This is a genomic window from Chromobacterium sp. FG89, assembly GCF_057808735.1.
Genome location: NZ_JBMDIQ010000001.1, coordinates 256727 through 273381 on the forward strand (window position 1 = coordinate 256727; position 16655 = coordinate 273381).

Annotated in this window: 15 protein-coding genes; 10 read left to right on the forward strand and 5 right to left on the reverse strand. The window is 65.2% G+C overall.

Translation table 11 applies throughout. The annotated features are described in order from the left end of the window. Positions 1 to 27: 27 nt before the first annotated feature. The gene (gene mltA / locus ACODRW_RS01175) at positions 28 to 1257 is read right to left on the reverse strand and encodes a murein transglycosylase A (RefSeq protein ID WP_486635830.1); all 1230 of its coding nucleotides are present in this window, start codon (positions 1255 to 1257) and stop codon (positions 28 to 30) included. Between the two features lie 250 nt (positions 1258 to 1507). Between mltA and ACODRW_RS01180 the strand changes: the two genes are divergently transcribed. Next, positions 1508 to 1801 carry a BON domain-containing protein gene (locus ACODRW_RS01180; protein WP_158274334.1) on the forward strand — a complete coding sequence of 98 codons (294 nt, stop codon included), beginning with the start codon at positions 1508 to 1510 and terminating at the stop codon, positions 1799 to 1801. A 284-nt stretch (positions 1802 to 2085) separates the two neighbouring features. Then, positions 2086 to 2340 (forward strand): hypothetical protein, encoded by a 255-nt coding sequence (locus ACODRW_RS01185; RefSeq protein WP_488904984.1) that lies wholly within the window; start codon positions 2086 to 2088, stop codon positions 2338 to 2340. 4 nt (positions 2341 to 2344) lie between these two features. Here ACODRW_RS01185 and lysA read toward each other — a convergent pair whose 3' ends face one another. After that, complete coding sequence (lysA, locus tag ACODRW_RS01190) at positions 2345 to 3583, reverse strand: diaminopimelate decarboxylase (RefSeq protein WP_488904985.1); 1239 nt, start codon at positions 3581 to 3583, stop codon at positions 2345 to 2347. A gap of 152 nt (positions 3584 to 3735) precedes the next feature. Between lysA and ACODRW_RS01195 the strand changes: the two genes are divergently transcribed. Next, positions 3736 to 4656, forward strand: coding sequence for a LysR family transcriptional regulator (locus ACODRW_RS01195; RefSeq protein ID WP_253313738.1), 921 nt, complete (start codon positions 3736 to 3738; stop codon positions 4654 to 4656). 52 nt (positions 4657 to 4708) lie between these two features. Here ACODRW_RS01195 and ACODRW_RS01200 read toward each other — a convergent pair whose 3' ends face one another. Further along, a complete protein-coding gene (locus ACODRW_RS01200) occupies positions 4709 to 5416 on the reverse strand; it encodes an alanyl-tRNA editing protein (protein WP_227104882.1) in 708 nt (235 codons plus the stop codon). A 196-nt stretch (positions 5417 to 5612) separates the two neighbouring features. Here ACODRW_RS01200 and ACODRW_RS01205 point away from each other — a divergent pair, with 196 nt between their 5' ends. The 3 genes from ACODRW_RS01205 (at position 5613) to ACODRW_RS01215 (ending at position 9330) form a co-directional block, all read left to right on the forward strand. Beyond that, positions 5613 to 6287, forward strand: coding sequence for a pseudouridine synthase (locus ACODRW_RS01205; RefSeq protein WP_107800517.1), 675 nt, complete (start codon positions 5613 to 5615; stop codon positions 6285 to 6287). 290 nt (positions 6288 to 6577) lie between these two features. Continuing rightward, a complete protein-coding gene (locus ACODRW_RS01210; RefSeq protein WP_107800516.1) occupies positions 6578 to 7894 on the forward strand; it encodes an NAD(P)/FAD-dependent oxidoreductase in 1317 nt (438 codons plus the stop codon). A gap of 113 nt (positions 7895 to 8007) precedes the next feature. Then, positions 8008 to 9330, forward strand: coding sequence for an MFS transporter (locus tag ACODRW_RS01215; RefSeq protein ID WP_488904986.1), 1323 nt, complete (start codon positions 8008 to 8010; stop codon positions 9328 to 9330). Position 9331: 1 nt separating this feature from the next. Here the strand turns inward: ACODRW_RS01215 and ACODRW_RS01220 are convergent, their stop codons facing one another. Beyond that, a complete protein-coding gene (locus tag ACODRW_RS01220; protein WP_227104880.1) occupies positions 9332 to 9700 on the reverse strand; it encodes an Mth938-like domain-containing protein in 369 nt (122 codons plus the stop codon). Positions 9701 to 9947: 247 nt separating this feature from the next. On the opposite strand from ACODRW_RS01220, the gene ACODRW_RS01225 reads away from it, so the two are divergent. The 4 genes from ACODRW_RS01225 to thrC all read left to right on the forward strand — a co-directional run bounded on the left by ACODRW_RS01225 (position 9948) and on the right by thrC (position 14462). Then, positions 9948 to 11180, forward strand: coding sequence for a pyridoxal phosphate-dependent aminotransferase (locus ACODRW_RS01225; RefSeq protein ID WP_227108608.1), 1233 nt, complete (start codon positions 9948 to 9950; stop codon positions 11178 to 11180). Between the two features lie 237 nt (positions 11181 to 11417). Further along, positions 11418 to 12728, forward strand: a complete 1311-nt coding sequence (locus ACODRW_RS01230) for a homoserine dehydrogenase (RefSeq protein ID WP_107800513.1) — start codon at positions 11418 to 11420, stop codon at positions 12726 to 12728. Next, positions 12721 to 13053 carry a hypothetical protein gene (locus tag ACODRW_RS01235; protein ID WP_107800512.1) on the forward strand — a complete coding sequence of 111 codons (333 nt, stop codon included), beginning with the start codon at positions 12721 to 12723 and terminating at the stop codon, positions 13051 to 13053. The genes ACODRW_RS01230 and ACODRW_RS01235 overlap by 8 nt, the downstream gene beginning before the upstream one ends. Then, positions 13053 to 14462, forward strand: a complete 1410-nt coding sequence (gene thrC / locus ACODRW_RS01240) for a threonine synthase (RefSeq protein WP_488904987.1) — start codon at positions 13053 to 13055, stop codon at positions 14460 to 14462. Before ACODRW_RS01235 ends, thrC begins: the two co-directional genes overlap by 1 nt. Before the next feature lie 123 nt (positions 14463 to 14585). Here thrC and ACODRW_RS01245 read toward each other — a convergent pair whose 3' ends face one another. Next, positions 14586 to 16619, reverse strand: coding sequence for an autotransporter outer membrane beta-barrel domain-containing protein (locus ACODRW_RS01245; RefSeq protein ID WP_488904988.1), 2034 nt, complete (start codon positions 16617 to 16619; stop codon positions 14586 to 14588). Between the last annotated feature and the right edge of the window lie 36 nt (positions 16620 to 16655).

The window sequence follows — 16655 nt, forward strand, 5'->3', positions numbered from 1 at the left end:
CATGCGCCGCCGGAGGAGGCTAAAGGTTTACAGGGCCTGGGACGGGTTCATGCCTTTGGGTAGCAGCATCCACAGATTGCCTTGCTGCTTCATTCTGCCGGCGTACATGCCGGCCTCGGTGCCGAAGCCCCAGAAGAAGTCCGCGCGCACCGCGCCCTTGATCGCGCTGCCGGTATCCTGGGCGTGCACCAGCCGCGCCAGCGGCTGGGTGGAATGAGGCCAGGTGGTGAGCAGGTAGACCGGCGCGCCCAGCGGGATGTAGCGCGGGTCAACCGCGATGCTGTAGCCGCCGGTCAGCGGCACGCCCAGCGCGCCCATGGGGCCGCCGTTGTCGCCCGGCAAGGTTTTGAAGAACACATAGCTGGGATTCACCGCGAACAGCTCTTGCCGGCGTTGCGGATTGCGCGCCAGCCAGTCCTTGATGCCCTGCATGGACGCGTCGCCCATGGTCAGCTCGCCCTTGTCCACCAGCCATTTGCCGATCGACTGATAGCCGTAGCCGTTTTGCTCGGCGTAGCCGATATGGATGAAGCTGCCGTCGTCCAGCTGGATGCGGCCCGAGCCCTGCACTTGCAGGAAGAACAGCTCCACCGGATCTTCGACCCAGGCGAGGATGGGCGCGTTGGCCACGCCCTTGCCCTGGTTGATTTCCGCGCGGGTGTAATACGGCAGTAGACGTTTGCCTTCCAGGCGGCCCTTCAGCCGCGTGCCGCGGTTGTCGGCGGGAAAGTCGCCGGGGCGGATTTCAATATCACCGGCCGCGCTCAGCGCCAGCCGGTTGGGCCCGCTGCGGCGCGCCGTCAGGCTGGACTTGCCGCGAACCGAGGGCGGAACGTCCACGCTGTAAAAATCGGCAGGGATGCCGTATACCGGCCAGGGGGTGCGTTCGCTGCGCGTCCGGCTGCCGCTGAGCAGCGGTTCGTAATAACCGGTGATCAAGCCGCTGTCGCGGCTGCCGTCGTTGACCTTCCAGGCGGCGAAGCGGTTTTCGAAGAACTGGCGCACCGCCTGCGCGTTGTCGGCGGCGATGCCGTCGGCTTGCCGGCACACTTCGGTCCAGCCTGGTTTTCTGGCGATGGCCTTACAGCTTTGCTTCAGCGCGAGGAGGGTATCGCCCAAGTCCTGCTGGCCCCAGGCCGGCAAGGCGGTCGGCGCGCCGCTTTCCCGCGCCGCCCCGCCCGTCTTGCCGGGCGGACTGGAAGTGGAGCAGGCGGCCAGGCCGACGACAAGCAGTAACAACAGCCATTTTTTTAACATGCGCTAAGTTCTCTGAAACGGGGCTAGGGCAGCGACGCGCTGCGAACCGGTCTGATTCTACGCTGGGACGCGCATGACGGGGCGATGACGGCCGCGGCGATTGTTGCGGCGGCGCCAACAGGCGAGACCGTCGCGCCGCGTTGTCATGGACCGGCAACAAAATTGAAAAGTTTCCTCGCTAGTATGCGGTAAAACATTCGCGCTGAAGCTTGGGCTTGAGCGCATGCAGGCCATATCACTGGAGAATCTGATGAAACGTTTTTGCATCCGCGCCTTGTTGTTGACCACCTTGCTGTCCGCCGGCCTGCCGGCTTACGCCGAGCAGACCCCGCCGACCGATGAAGAGTTGGCCGCCAGCGTGCAACAGGCCTTGAACGGCGATGCCGAACTGCAGCCGCTGAGCCTGAAGGTGAGCAGCAAGAAGAGCGAGGTGACGATTGAAGGCGGCATGACCGACGACCAGCAGATGTTCAAAGCGGGGCAGATTGCCGAAAAAGTGCCGGGCGTGAAGTTCGTCATCAACAATATGGTGCTGAAAAACTAAAAAGGTTTGCTCCGGCGGCTTGTCCGGCGGCAGCAAAGGGCGCTTCGGCGCCCTTTTGTCATTTTATTCATCCAGTTTTTCGTCGGGAATTTAAGATTAATCCGATTGTGGTGCCTTCTCTTATTGCGAAAAATATGTGGTGTTGCCGGCTGACGGCCTTTCCGGAGGCTGGAGCCGGCAAGGTTTTTCCAATCAGCAGTATGGATCGCTCGCGGCCCACTGCGAAGCACCGGACACGACTCATGGAATATGCATCCGCACTTGGCAAGAGGGTTTCCCACCGCATGATGCTGCAACCGGCGGAGCAGGTGGACAAACTGATTTCACGGCTGGAGGGCGCGGACGAAGCCAAGCTGGTGTATTGGGACGAACGCAGCCAGCGGCTGCGCGCGCTGAGTCCGCGTTCGCGCCGCGGCCAGCAATTGCTGGCGCGCGGTTTGCAATCGCCCCAGGTGGTGGGCGTGTTCGACGGCTACGCCAGTTATCAGGACATCTATCAGGCCTTCCAGCAGACGCTGGCCGACCTGAAGCTCAGCTGAGCACTTAGACGCGTTCCAGCTCCAGCAACTCCGCCATGGTTTGACGGCGGCGGATCAGCCGGCTGGAGGCGCCGTCTATCATGGCCTCGGCCAGCAGCGGCCGGCTATTGTAGTTAGACGACATGGTGGCGCCGTAAGCGCCGGCGTCGTGAAACACCAGCAAATCCCCTACCTGAGCCTCCGGCAGCAGGCGGCTTTCCACCACGCCGCCCTCCTGTTGGGTAAAGACATCCCCCGATTCGCACAGGGGGCCCGCCACCACGCAGGGGGCGCGCTCGCCTGATTTTTCCTCGCCGTCCGCGCTGAGGACGGAAATATCGTGGTGGCTGCCGTACATGGCGGGGCGCATCAAGTCGTTGAAGCCCGCGTCCACCAGCACGAAGCGCCGGCTGCCCATGGTTTTGACCGCCCTCACCTCGGAGATCAGGGCGCCGGATTCCGCCACTAGGAAACGACCGGGCTCGATCTCCAGCCGCACCGGGTGGCCCAGGTGAGCGGCGATCCGCCGCCGCGCCTCGTCCCACAGCTCGAAATAATGCGTGGTGTCGATGCGGGCATCGCCGTCGCGGTAAGGGATGGACAGACCGCCGCCGGCGGAGATCGCCTCGATGTCGTGGCCCAACTGGGTCGCCAGCCTGACCATGGCGCCGCAGACCTGTTGCAGGTGGCCGTAATCGACGCCTGAGCCGATATGCATGTGCAAGCCCACCAAGTGCAGGCCGAACTGGCGGATCGCCGCCAGCGCGTCGGCCACCTGTTCATGCCAGATGCCGTGCTTGCTGTTCTCGCCGCCGGTGTTGGTTTTCTGGCTATGGCCATGGCCGAAGCCGGGGTTGACGCGCAGCCAGACCCTATGGCCGGGCGAAGCCGCGCCCAGCTGACGCAGCATGTCGATGGAACCGGCGTTGACGGCGATGCCCTCGGCGGCCACTCGCGCCAGCGTGGCCCGGTCCAGCACGTCGGCGGTGAAGACGATGTCGGAAGGCTCGGCGGAGTCCGCCCGATAGCCGGCGGCCAGCGCGCGTTCGATTTCGCCCAGCGACACCGCGTCCACCTTGACGCCCTGTTCCCGCATCAGGCTGAGGATATGGGTGTTGGAGTTGGCTTTTTGCGCATAGCGGATCACGTCGAAGCCTTTCAGCTCGGCAATGCGCCGGCGAATGGTGTCGGCGTGGTACACCCAGAGCGGGCTGCCGTATTGGCGGGCGAGTTCGGCCAGTTGGCGGGCGTCGAAGCATTTCATGGCGTGGCGATGGCGTAGGTGATAGACAACTGCATCATGGCGTGCGCCGCGGCAAAAATAAAATATCAAATTATCGCTGCTTCTTTCATTTATGATATGGATTGCCAAGGGGAAAGGCGGGCTTGGCGCCGCCTATGCGCAAGGGGTAGGGGATGGAAATCAGTCTGCGCCACATTGAAGTGTTTCGCGCGGTGATGACCACCGGCAGCGTCACCGAGGCGGCCGTCCTGCTGCGCACCTCGCAGCCCACGGTCAGCCGAGAACTGGCGCGTTGCGAACAATTGCTGGGCATGGTCTTGTTCGAGCGCAGCCGCGGCCGCTTGCGGCCAAGCGCGCAGGGGCTGCAGTTGTTCGAGGAAGTGCAGCGCAGCTATCAAGGTCTGGAACGCATCGTCAGCAGCGCGGCGGCGATTCGCCAGTTCGAGCAGGGGCAGTTATCGATTGCCTGTTTGCCGGTATTCGCGCAATCGCTGTTGCCGGCGGCGTGCCGGCGATTTCTGTCGCAAGCGCCGGGCATCAGCCTGAACATCGCGCCGCAGGAGTCGCCTTTGCTGGAAGAGTGGCTGGCGGCGCAGCGTCATGACCTGGGTTTGAGCGAGAGCGCGCACGCGCCGGCGGGGACGCGGATGGAGCCCTTGCTGCTGGCGGACGAGCTGTGCGTGTTGCCGGAGGGGCATAGGCTGCTGAGCAAGACGGTGTTGGCGCCGGAGGATTTCGAAGGCGAGGCCTTCATCAGCCTGGCGGCGACCGACAGCTATAGGCAACAGCTGGATCAGGTGTTCGCCGAGCGGGGGGTCAAGCGGCGCATGGTGGTGGAGACGCATAGCGCCGCCTCGGTATGCGCGATGGCGCGGCAGGGCATAGGCGTGGCCGTCGTCAATCCGCTGACGGCGCTGGATTATGCCGGCTCAGGCCTGGCCGCAAGGCGCTTCAGCGTGTCGATTCCGTTCGCGGTCAATCTGGTGCGGCCGCTGCACCGGCCCGCCTCGCCGCTGCTGGAGCGCTTGGTCGACAGTCTGAAGGCCGAGCTGGCCGCGGTCAGCCGGAGGCTGGCCGCGCCGACGGGGGCTTAGCGGCAGTGCAAAGTCTCGCGAGCTAGTCTGTGCGCAGGCTTTGAGCCGGTTCTTAGTCGCGCAGCGCCACCACCACCCGCTTATTGCGCGCGCCCTTACTTTCAATCTTCTTGACCACGACCGGGCCGATCTCGCCGGTGCTGCGTACATGGGTGCCGCCGCAAGGCTGCAGATCGATGCCGTCGATATTGATCAAGCGGATTTCCGGCAGGTGCAGCGGCGGCGTCACCGACATGGTCTTGATCAGCTCCGGCTGACGCCGCAGCGCCTCGCCGCTGCTCATTTCGATGCGCACCGCGCGGTCCTCCGCCACCAGCCGGTTCAGCTCGCGCTCGATGTGCTCGCGGTCCAACTCCATGCCTTCCGGCAGATCGAAGTCCAGACGGCCGGATTCCGCGCTCAGATTGCCGCCGGTGACGCCGGCCTTGATCACCACGGACAATAAGTGCAGACAGGTGTGAATGCGCATGTGGCGGTGGCGGCGCGCCCAATCCAGTTCCAGGACGACCGGCGTGCCGGCGGCGAGCCGGGGCGCATCGGCGGGCAGCAGGTGGACGATGGCGCGCGTTTCGCGGTCGCGGCGGGTATCGCTGATCGCACAGCCGCCGCCGTCCCAGCTCAGCGCGGCGCTGTCGCCGGGCTGGCCGCCGCCCAGCGGATAGCACAGCGTGTCCTCCAGCACCAGGCCGGCGTCGTCATGCCGCGCCACGCGGGTTTCCAGGCGGGTTTGGTAGGGATCGATGTAAAAGCGCTCTGCCATGCGGTGATTCCTTTTCAGACTATGCTGGGAAGACCGGCGTCGCTTGTCGCCGCCGGTCCCGATAATTTTGAGAATGCTGCCGCCGGCTGTGTATTTCAAGAGACAGCGCTGGCGAAAAATCATGGCAACAGCTTGTCGCAACAGCGTTTAGCGCAGATAATCGCCGACTTTTTCCGCCTTCCTGCCCATTGCTCTCATGACCATTCGCCATAATCTGGAACATTACAATCCGCCGCCGGACGCGGGCCTAGACGTGATTTACGCCGACGAGGCCTTGCTGGTGCTGAACAAGCCTTCCGGCTTGCTGTCGGTGCCGGGGCGCGGCGAAGACAAGGCGGACTGCTTGATCAGCCGCGCGCAGCGGGTCTATCCGGACGCGCTGACCGTGCACCGGCTGGATATGGCGACGTCCGGCCTGGTGGTGATGGGACGCGGCGCCAGCATGCAGCGAGAACTGTCCATCGCCTTCATGGACCGCAAGGTGGACAAGCGCTATGTGGCGGTGGTGGACGGCATCGTGGAACAGAACAGCGGCACCGTGGATCTGCCGCTGATCATAGACTGGCCGAACCGTCCGCGTCAGAAGGTGGATTTCGAACATGGCAAGCAGGCGATCACCCATTTCCGTGTGGTGCTGCGCGACGGTTTGCGCCAGACCAGTCGGGTGGAGCTGGAGCCCTTGACCGGCCGCGCCCATCAGCTGCGCATGCATATGCTGCATCTGGGCCACCCCATCCTGGGCGACGACATCTACGCGCCGGAAGCGGTGCTGGCCAAGGCCGATCGCCTGCTGCTGCATGCGGATCGCCTGACGCTGCGCCATCCCATCACTCGCGAAGAGATGAGCTTCGACGCCAAAGCGCCATTCTAAGTCGGCAGTCAGCGCGCGGCCTGGCAGCGCCGCCGTTCCTCTCCTCTTGCGCGGCCATTCTTGACGGCCGCGTCTCGCCCTGATCTTCCCCCTTGTACCGTCCACAGCGCGGCGGCGCCTTGCCCGGAGGCGGCTTTTTATAATGTCTTTGGCATTTTGTGGCACGGAAAGATTGGCTTGCCCTGCCAGTCTGTGCATACTTCCGTTTTGATCTGAAGCAAGAACTCACTAAACAAGCGTGCTGCCGCCAGAACGCTTGTTTAGTGATTTCTACCTTGTAAGGATCTGTCATGTTAAGTCGCAATTCCGCATTGCCCAGCATCGTCGTCGTCGGCGGCGGCGCCGGCGGCCTGGAGCTGGCCACTCGTCTGGGACGCAGCTTGGGCGCGCAACACAAGGCCCGCGTTGTGCTGGTCGACGGTTCGCCCACCCATATCTGGAAACCGCTGCTGCACGAGGTGGCCACCGGCGCGCTCAACACCGGCGAGGATGAGGTCAATTACTTCGCCCATGGCTATCGCAACGGCTACGAGTTCGAATTCGGCTATATGCAGTCGCTGGACACCGAGCGGCGCTGCATTCAGCTCGCCGAAGTGCGCGACGCCGGCGGGGAGCAGCTGAGCCCGCCGCGCGAGGTGCCCTACGACTGGCTGGTGCTGGCGGTGGGCGCGGAAGCGAACGACTTCGGCACGCCCGGCGTCGGCGAGCACGCGATGTTTCTGAACACCCCGGACGATGCGGAGAAGCTGCGTCACCGGGTGCTGGAACTGGCCTTCCGCTGCAGCAGCGGCCAGCAACCGCTGTCCAAGCTGGGCATCGCCATTGTCGGCGGCGGCGCCACCGGGGTGGAACTGGCGGCGGAGCTGAACCACACCCTGTGCGAACTGCATCATTACGGCGCGCGCCTGCAGCCGGAGCGCGTGGAAATCAGCGTGATCGAAGGCGCGGACCGCATCCTCGCCGCCGCGCCGCCGTCCTTGTCCGCTTACGCCCAGGAGCAATTGGCCGCGCGCAACATCAAGGTGCTGACCGGCAGCCGGGTGGCGGCGGTGCGCGCCGACGGCGTGGAATTGCAGGGCGGCGACAAGGTGGCGGCCGACATCACCGTCTGGGCCGCCGGCGTCAAGGCGCCGACCTGGCTGGCCGGCCTCGCCGGCTTGCAGACCAACCGCATCAATCAACTGCAGGTGGATAAGTGGCTGCGTTGCCAGGGCGCCGCCTGCGTCTACGCCTTGGGCGATTGCGCCGAGGCGCCGGACGGCGACAGCGGCCGCAATCTGCCGGCCACCGCCCAGGTGGCGCACCAGCAGGCGCGTTATCTGGCGGACGAATTGAGCCGGCGCGTGGCTGGTCGCCAGGGCAAGCCCTTCGTCTTCAAACCGCAGGGCATGCTGGTGTCGCTGGGCAAGCACAGCGCGGTGGGCAGCCTGGCGGCGGTGGTCGGCCCCAAACGCGATTACTATGTGGAAGGCCTCGGCGCCAAACTGATCTACAGCTCGCTGTACCGCATGCATCAGGCGGCGGTGCATGGCTGGGTGCTGGCCACTCTGCTCTATGTCGGCGACAAGCTGCGCCGCGCCGCGCGGCCGTCCTTGAAGCTGCACTGAGCCGCCCCGTCCAATGCCAAGCCCACCTTCGAGGTGGGCTTTTCGTTGGCGCGGCTTGACCGGGCGGCGGTTTGCGAACATCTTTATTGCCATTTGCATAAATGGGGATGGGGATGACGCAAGCTTCTCGCCTGGAGATAGACGCCTGGCTGGATCAGCGGCCGCTGGGCGGGTTTCAGCGCCGGCTGCTGCTGATCTGCGGCTTGCTGATGATTCTGGACGGATTCGACGTGCAGGCCATGGCCTACGTCGCGCCGGCGCTATTGGCGGACTGGGGCTTGGCCAAGCCGGCCTTGGGGCCGGTGTTCAGCGCCGGCTTGCTGGGTCTGCTGCTGGGCGCCTTGCTGTTCAGCCCGCTGGCGGATCGCTTCGGCCGCCGCGCCTTGCTGCTGCTGTGCACCGTGTGGTTCGGCCTGGGCATGTTGGCCACCGGCTTCGCCGCCACGCTGGAGCAGCTGCTGTGGCTGCGCTTCCTGACCGGTCTGGGCCTGGGAGGCATCATGCCGAACGCGATGGCACTGGCCGGCGAGTACAGCCCGAGCCGGCGCAGAGTCAGCATGATGATGCTGATTTCCTGCGGCTTTACCGTCGGCGCGCTGCTGGGCGGCTTGTTGGCGGCCTGGCTGGTGCCCGCGCACGGCTGGCGCGCGGTGTTCCTGGCCGGCGGCGTCGCGCCGCTGCTGCTGGCGCTGTGGATGTGGCGGCAATTACCGGAGTCGCTGCAGTTTCTGTTGTCGCGGCAAAGGCGGGAACAGGCGCTGGCCTGGCTGCGTCGTCTGGACCCGGCGATGAGCGGGGCGGCGGCGTCCAGCCTGGCGCTGCGCGAACCCGTCGCCGCGGCGTCGTTGCCGCATTTGTTTCGGGCCGGCCGCGCGCGATTGACGCTGACCTTGTGGGCGCTCAGCTTTCTGAACCTGCTCTTGCTCTATTTCCTGTCCAACTGGATGCCGGCCTTGGCGCGGGACGCCGGTCTGAACACGCAAAACGCCATCCTCGCCGGCGCCGCGCTGCAACTGGGCGGCGTGGCCGGCACCTTGCTGTTGGGGGTCTGGATAGACAGACTGGGTTTCTTGCGGGTGATGCTGCCCAGTTTCGCGCTGGCCGCCGCCGCCGTGGCCATGCTGGGGCAGTGGGGGACGCAGCAGGCCGGCTTGTTCGGCTTATTGTTCGCCGCCGGTTTTTGCGTGGTGGGCGGCCAGCCGGCGATCAACGCCCTGGCGGCCAACGCCTATCCCACGTCCTTGCGCGCCACCGGCGTGGGCTGGAGTCTGGGCGTGGGCCGGGTGGGCTCGGTGTTGGGACCGTGGCTGGGCGGCGAGCTGCTGCGCCAGGACTGGAGCCTGGCCAGCCTGTTCATGCTGGCGGCGACGCCGGCCTTGCTGGCGGCCTGGCTGGTGTGGATGTGCCCGCAGGCGGCGCGGCCGGCCGCCGTCTGAGTCAGATCGCCAGCAATGCGGCGACGACGCGGCGGTCTTCCGCCAGCAGGATGTTGAAGGTGCGACAGGCGGCCTGGGTGTCCATGGTTTCCACGCCTATGCCGGCGTTGGCCAGCGCGGCGGACAGGCGCGGATGGCAAAAGCGCAGGCTTTTGCCGGTGCCGAAGAGCACCACTTCCGGCTGCAGCGCCAGCAGCGCGCTGAAATGGCTTTCCTGCAAATCCTCGAAAGCGTCCACCGGCCAGGGCGCCACGCTGTCCGCGGTGACGATCAGATTGCCCTCGTGGCGCTGGGCGTTGATTAGAACATGGCCGTCGCCATAGCCGGTGAACAAGTTGCGGCCTTGCCCCAGCGATTGCTGCATTTTCATGTGAGCGGATTCCCGATTGCGAGCGCTGCGGCGGACGGCCCTTTCCGGGCGCGAATACCTGCTGCAGTGCATCAGAGATTGGGATAGGATTATAACTCGACCCCGCCGCTGATTGCCGCCACAACGTCAACGTGGTCATCGCTTCAGCGGGGACATCCAAAGAGATCAGATGAAAGAACACAAACCGCGCCGCCAGGGCAAGACCGCCGTCTCCGGCGGGCGGCAAGCCACGGAAACCATTGTCGTCATGCAGCCAGTCCATAAATCGCAAAAACTCGCCAACGTTTGTTACGACATCCGCGGTCCGGTGCTTGAGCACGCCAAGAAGATGGAAGACGAAGGCCATCGCATCATCAAGCTGAACATCGGCAACCCGGCGCCGTTCGGCTTCTTCGCGCCGGACGAAATCATCGAGGACGTGATCGTCAACCTGCCGTCCGCCTCCGGCTATTCCGATTCCAAGGGCCTGTTCGCCGCGCGCAAGGCGATCATGCATTACGCCCAGCAAAAGCAGCTGCCCAATGTGGGCATGGACGACATCATCGTCGGCAACGGCGTGTCCGAGCTGATCGTGATGTCGATGCAGGCGCTGCTGGACAACGGCGACGAAGTGCTGGTGCCGGCGCCGGATTACCCGCTGTGGACCGCCGGCGTCAGCCTGGCCGGCGGCAAGGCGGTGCATTATCTGTGCGACGAAGAGCAGGGCTGGTTCCCCAGCATCGACGACATCCGCGCCAAGATCACGCCGGCCACCCGCGCCATCGTGGTGATCAACCCCAACAATCCCACCGGCGCGGTCTACCCGCCGGCGCTGCTCAAGCAGATCGTGGAAGTGGCGCGCCAGCACCAGCTGATCATCTACGCCGACGAAATCTACGACAAAGTGCTGTACGACGAGGTCAAGCACACCTCCATCGCTTCCTTGGCGCCGGATCTGTTCGTGGTCACCTTCAACGGCCTGTCCAAGAATTACCGCGCCTGCGGCTACCGCGCCGGCTGGATGATTCTGTCCGGCGAGAAGAAACACGCCAAGGACTATATCGAAGGCCTGAACATGCTGGCCTCGATGCGCTTGTGCGCCAACGTGCCGGCGCAGTTCGCGATCCAGACCGCCTTGGGCGGCTACCAGAGCATTGACGATCTGGTGGCGCCGGGCGGCCGCCTCGCGCGCCAGCGCGACCTGGCGCACAAACTGCTGACCGACATTCCCGGCGTCAGCTGCGTCAAGCCGCAGGGCGCGCTCTACCTGTTCCCCAAGCTGGATCCCAAGATCTATCCGGTCGGCGACGATCAGCAGTTCATCTTGGAACTGCTGCAGGAGGAAAAGGTGCTGCTGGTGCAGGGTTCAGGGTTTAACTGGATTGCGCCCGATCACTTCCGCGTGGTATTCCTTCCCAACTCGGACGATTTGGTGGAGGCCATCGGCCGCATCGCGCGCTTCCTGGAAAACTATCGCAAGCGCCACGGCGGCGAAGCCTGAAATCATGGCGGCTTGAGCCGGCGGACGGGGGCTGCGGCCCCCGTTTGGCCATCAGGCTTTCCTTGACAGCGGATAGCGTCCGCTGCCAAGGAAAACTTGGGACACGCGCCCGCTGCGCCAGCAGCGGCCTGGCGGCGCGGCTCTTGATCAGGGCCGGCCGCCGGCGCGGGCCGCGCGCAAGGATCTTGCGCCTGGCCGCCGCGGGCAGGGACAGAATACTAGAGACAGGGAGCAAGAATGAAACCGATCAATATCGGCCTATTGGGCGTGGGGACTGTCGGTGGCGGCACCGCCACCGTTCTCAAACGCAACGCCGAGGAAATCAGCCGCCGTGCCGGCCGTCAAATCCGCCTGCTGCAGGCGGCCAACCGCAATCAGGCGCGCGCGCAATCGCTGCTGGGTCCGGACGTGGACGTGGTGGCCGATGCGATGCAGGTGGTGAACAACCCCGACGTCGACATCGTGGTGGAACTGATAGGCGGCGACACCGTGGCCAAGGAACTGGTGCTCAAGGCCATCGCCAACGGCAAACACGTGGTCACCGCCAACAAGAAGCTGCTGGCGCTGCACGGCACCGAAATCTTCGCCCGCGCCCAAGAACAGGGCGTGATGGTGGCCTTCGAGGCCGCGGTGGCCGGCGGCATCCCCATCATCAAGGCGCTGCGCGAAGGCCTGTCCGCCAACCGCATCGAGTGGATAGCCGGCATCATCAATGGCACCTCCAACTTCATCCTGACCGAGATGCGCGACAAGGGCGCGAGCTTCGCCGAAGTGCTGGCCGAGGCGCAGCAGCTGGGCTACGCCGAAGCCGATCCCACCTTCGACATCGAAGGCCATGACGCCGGCCACAAGCTCACCATCATGGCGGCGCTGGCCTTCGGCATCCCGATGCAGTTCGACCGCTGTTACCTGGAAGGCATCAGCAAGCTGGAAGGGCGCGACATCAAGTACGCCGAGGAACTGGGCTACCGCGTCAAGCTGCTGGGCCTGACCCGGCGCACCGCCGCCGGCGTCGAGTTGCGCGTGCACCCGACGCTGATCCCGGCGCGCCAGCTGATCGCCAACGTCAACGGCGTGATGAACGCGGTGCTGGCCAAGGGCGACGCGGTGGGGCCGACCTTGTACTACGGCGCCGGCGCCGGCGCGCTGCCCACCGCCTCCGCGGTGGTGGCCGACATCGTCGACGTGACTCGCTTGCTGACGGCGGACCCGGAGCACCGCGTGCCGCATCTGGCTTTCCAGCCGGACCAGCTGCAGAACCTGCCCATCCTGCCGATCTCCGACGTGGTCAGCTCCTACTATCTGCGCATCGGCGCCGCCGACCGCGCCGGCGTGCTGGCCAACATCACCCGCTTGCTGGCGGAGAACGGCATCTCGATCGAGGCGGTGATCCAGAAAGGCTCGGTGTCCGACGGCACCGCCGAGGTGGTGATCCTGACCCATCGCGTTCAGGAACAGGCGATAGACCGCGCCATCACCGGCATCGAGGCGCTGGAAAGCATTACCGGCAAGGTGGTGCGCCTGCGTATGGAAGAGCTGAATGATTAAACGCTGGCTGACCGGCCTCGGCGCCGGTCTGATCCTGGCGAGCGCCGGGGCGACGCCCTTGTCCCCCGGCCAGCACAGCCTGTTGCAGGGCTTTTTGATGCGAGGCTGCGTCAAGCGCACGCCGGCCTCGGACGGCGTCGGCCAGCGCTCTTCGGAGCAAGTGCAGAAATACTGCCAATGCGCCAGCCAGCATCTGGCCGGCCGCTTCTCCTCGGAAGAAGTGATGGGCGTGCTGACCGGCCAGATCAAGAAAGACGACCCGCGCGGCAAACAGCGGATGAAGGACGCCTCCGCCGCCTGCGCCCAATATCTGGAAACCCCCTGATGCGTTATATCAGCACCCGCGGCGGCATGGCCCCGCAATCGTTCAGCGACATCCTGCTGATGGGCCTGGCGCCCGACGGCGGCCTGGTGTTGCCGGAAAGCTATCCGCAGATCGGCCGCGAGCAGCTGGACGCCTGGCGCGGCCTGTCCTACGCCGAATTAGCTTTTGAAATCATTCGCTTGTTCGCCACCGATATCCCGGAAGACGATCTCAAGTCCATCGTCGAGCGCACCTATACCCGCGCGGCCTTCGGCAGCGAGGCGATCACGCCGCTCAAGCGGCTGCACGACGGCCTGGCCGTCCTGGAACTGTCCAACGGTCCGACGTTGGCCTTCAAGGACATGGCGATGCAGCTGCTGGGCAATCTGTTCGAATACGTGCTGGCCAGGAAGGGCGAGCGCCTGAACATCCTGGGCGCCACCTCGGGCGACACCGGCAGCGCCGCCGAGTACGCGATGCGCGGCAAGGCGGGCATCCAGGTGTTCATGCTGAGTCCGGACGGGTTGATGAGCCCGTTCCAGCGCGCGCAAATGTACAGCCTGCAGGACGCCAACATCCACAATATCGCGATCAAGGGCATGTTCGACGACTGCCAGGACATCGTGAAGGCGGTGCAGAACGACCATGCTTTCAAGGCGCGCCACAAGATCGGCACCGTCAACTCCATCAACTGGGCGCGAGTGGTGGCTCAGGTGGTGTATTACTTCAAGGGCTATTTCAACGCCACCGCCGGCAATGAGGAGCAGGTCAGCTTCTGCGTGCCGTCCGGCAACTTCGGCAATGTCTGCGCCGGCCACATCGCGCGGCAGATGGGCTTGCCGATCGAGCGCCTGCTGGTGGCCACCAACGAGAACGACGTGCTGGACGAGTTCTTCCGCTCCGGCGCCTACCGTCCGCGCGGCACGGCCAACACCTATGTCACCTCCAGCCCGTCGATGGACATCTCCAAGGCGTCCAACTTCGAGCGCTTTGTGTTCGATCTGCTGGGACGGGACCCCGAGGCGCTGAAAGCGCTGTGGCGCCAGGTAGACGCCGGCACCGGCTTCACGCTGTCCGCCGCGCAAACGGCTGCCGCGGCCGAGGTGTTCGGATTCGCTTCCGGCAAGAGCGCGCATGCGGACCGGTTGGCCACCATTCGCCAGCTGGACCGCGAAGACGGCGTGGTGGTGGACACCCATACCGCCGACGGCGTCAAGGTGGCGCGCGAGCTGCGCCGCCCCGGCGAAACCGTGGTTTGCCTGGAAACCGCTTTGCCGGCCAAGTTCGCCGCCGCCATACGCGAAGCGCTGGACCGCGATCCGCCGCGACCGGCCGGTTTCGACGGCCTGGAGGACTTGCCGCAAAAAGTGTCGGTGTTCCCGGCGGACGCCGGCGAGGTCAAAGCCTTTATCGAGCGCAGTTTGGGCTGACGCGCGTCGGACGAAAAAACGGCCCCCAGGGGCCGTTTTTTTTGCGTCCGCCGCGGCGTTAGAGCCTGTTCAAGGCCCCGTTCCATCCCTCTCGCCGACGCGCGACAGACATTGAACAGGCTCTTAAAACGTCAGCGCCACGCCGATATTGCCGGCGGTCTGATTGCTGCCGCTGCGGCCGCTGGCGGCGCTGAGCTGGCCGAGCATCGACACGCTCTTGCTCAATTGGGCGCTGAGACCGGCGGTCCATTCCAGCCAGTCCGCCTTGGGCTTGCCCAGCTTGACGCTGTAATCGCCCAGGGTGGTGGCCAGGCCGGCGGTGACCACACGGTCGTCGCGCTTGAACTCGTGCGCGTAGCTGACCTTGGCGTAGGGGCTGAAACGGCCGATGTCGGCTTCCAGCTGCCAGCCGACGCGCGCCACCAGGGACGTGCCGTTTTGCGCGTTGAAGGCCATGCTGCTGCTGTTGCCTCCTTGCTCGGTGAAGCCGTTCACCTTGACGTGGGCGTAGTCCAGGCCGGCGATGGGGCCGGTGCGGTAGGCGCCCAGCGGGAAACGGTAGCCGCCGCCGATGCGCAGGCCGTATTGGCTCTGGCGCGCCGTGCCGTTCAGCGTGATCCGGGCCGCGCCCAGCGAGACTTGGCGGCTGGTGTCGATGTCGCCGGCGCCGATATGGGCGTCGCCGTCCACCCAGAACCGTTCCTGGCTGTAGCTGAACAGCGCGCTCATCAGCGTGCTGCGGTTGTCGACGCTGCCCGGCGTGGCGATGCCGTTGATGTCGGTCTTGCCGTTCTGGCGGGACATCGCCAGTCCCAGGCTCAGCGCCGGACTGGTCTGGAAGTCCAGACCCACGGTGTACAGCCGGCCTTGCGGCTTGGCGGATACGTCGTCGTAGCCGACCTTGTCGTCGTTGAAGGCGCCGCTGACGAAGGCGCTGACCGCGCCGACTTCGCGCTTCTGCGCGCGGATGGCCTGGTAGCGGCTATCCAGCGTCCCGCCCAACTGGCGGGCGTTGTTCAGCGCGGATTCCGGCAGCGCGCCGGCGAAATAGGGCGCTTGCAGCAGGCCGTATATATAGTCGCCAATCAGCTGATAGGCGGCCGGAGTGGGGTGCAAGGCATCGGTGAACAGATAGCTTTGCCCAGGTATGACGGCGGCCAGGCAGTACAGCGCGGACTGAGGGCAGGCCGCGCCGGAGGTATTGCTGAAGCCATAGGCTTGCGGATTGGCCAGAAGCTCCGTGAACAGGCCCGATATATTGGCCCTGACGATCCCGTGTTGCAGATTGCCGGCGCTAAGCGCCATGTCTACCAACTGGTTGTAGCCGCTGGCGCCTTTCTGAAGATTGGGCTGCACCGCGGCGTAAACGCTGCTCAGCGTGCCGGCGCTCAGACCGGCGGCGGCCTCCGCCTGGCTTAGCGCCTGATTGATCAGGGCGGGGGAATTGCTGGTTTGACCGGAGCTCAGTATCTGCCATGCGGCGCCCCAGGCGGCGACGACTTTGCCGGCGTTGCCGGCGCCGGGCAGAGCGGTCTGAATGGCGGCGAGCACAGAGAGTGGAGCCGCCGAGATATCAGGCAGATTGGGCAAGATGATGGTATTGGCCCCGGCGGCTTTGAGCGCGGCCACGGCTTGTACAGTGTAGCCGGCGGAGGCGCCCAGATAGGCGGTCGGATCGCTTTGGCTGCCGGCGGCAATGACGTCGTTGCCGCCTATCCAGATGGCGTAGGCCGCGTTGGGGTCGGCTTTTTGGCCTTTCTGGCCCAGATAAGCGTTGATCTGGCCCGGCAGGTCTGTGACCGCGATCGCATCGGCTGCAGGGGTCTGGCTGGGGGTGTCCGGATTGGTGTTGGGCGGGCTGGCCGGCTGCGCGCGCGCATCGCCCTGAGCGTAATTATTGCCCGCAGTATTGGCGATGTGGCTGTTTAGGCTGTTGTTGGGCGATACGTTCTGGCCATAGTGCTTGGCCAGGACTTCGGCCCAGCCGGTGCCGTAGCCCAAGGTCCAGCGGGCGTTGGACGGCAGGCCGCCCAGGCCGCCGAAGGCGCCGGTGTCGGTCAGACTGTCCCCGAAAAAATAGAAATTGCTATAGGCGTTGGCGGCGGCCGGCAGGGCCAGCAGAGTGGCCACGGCCAGCGTGTTCAGGCGCTTGCGCATTTGGAATGTCCCCTTCCGGATAAAACTTTGGTTTTA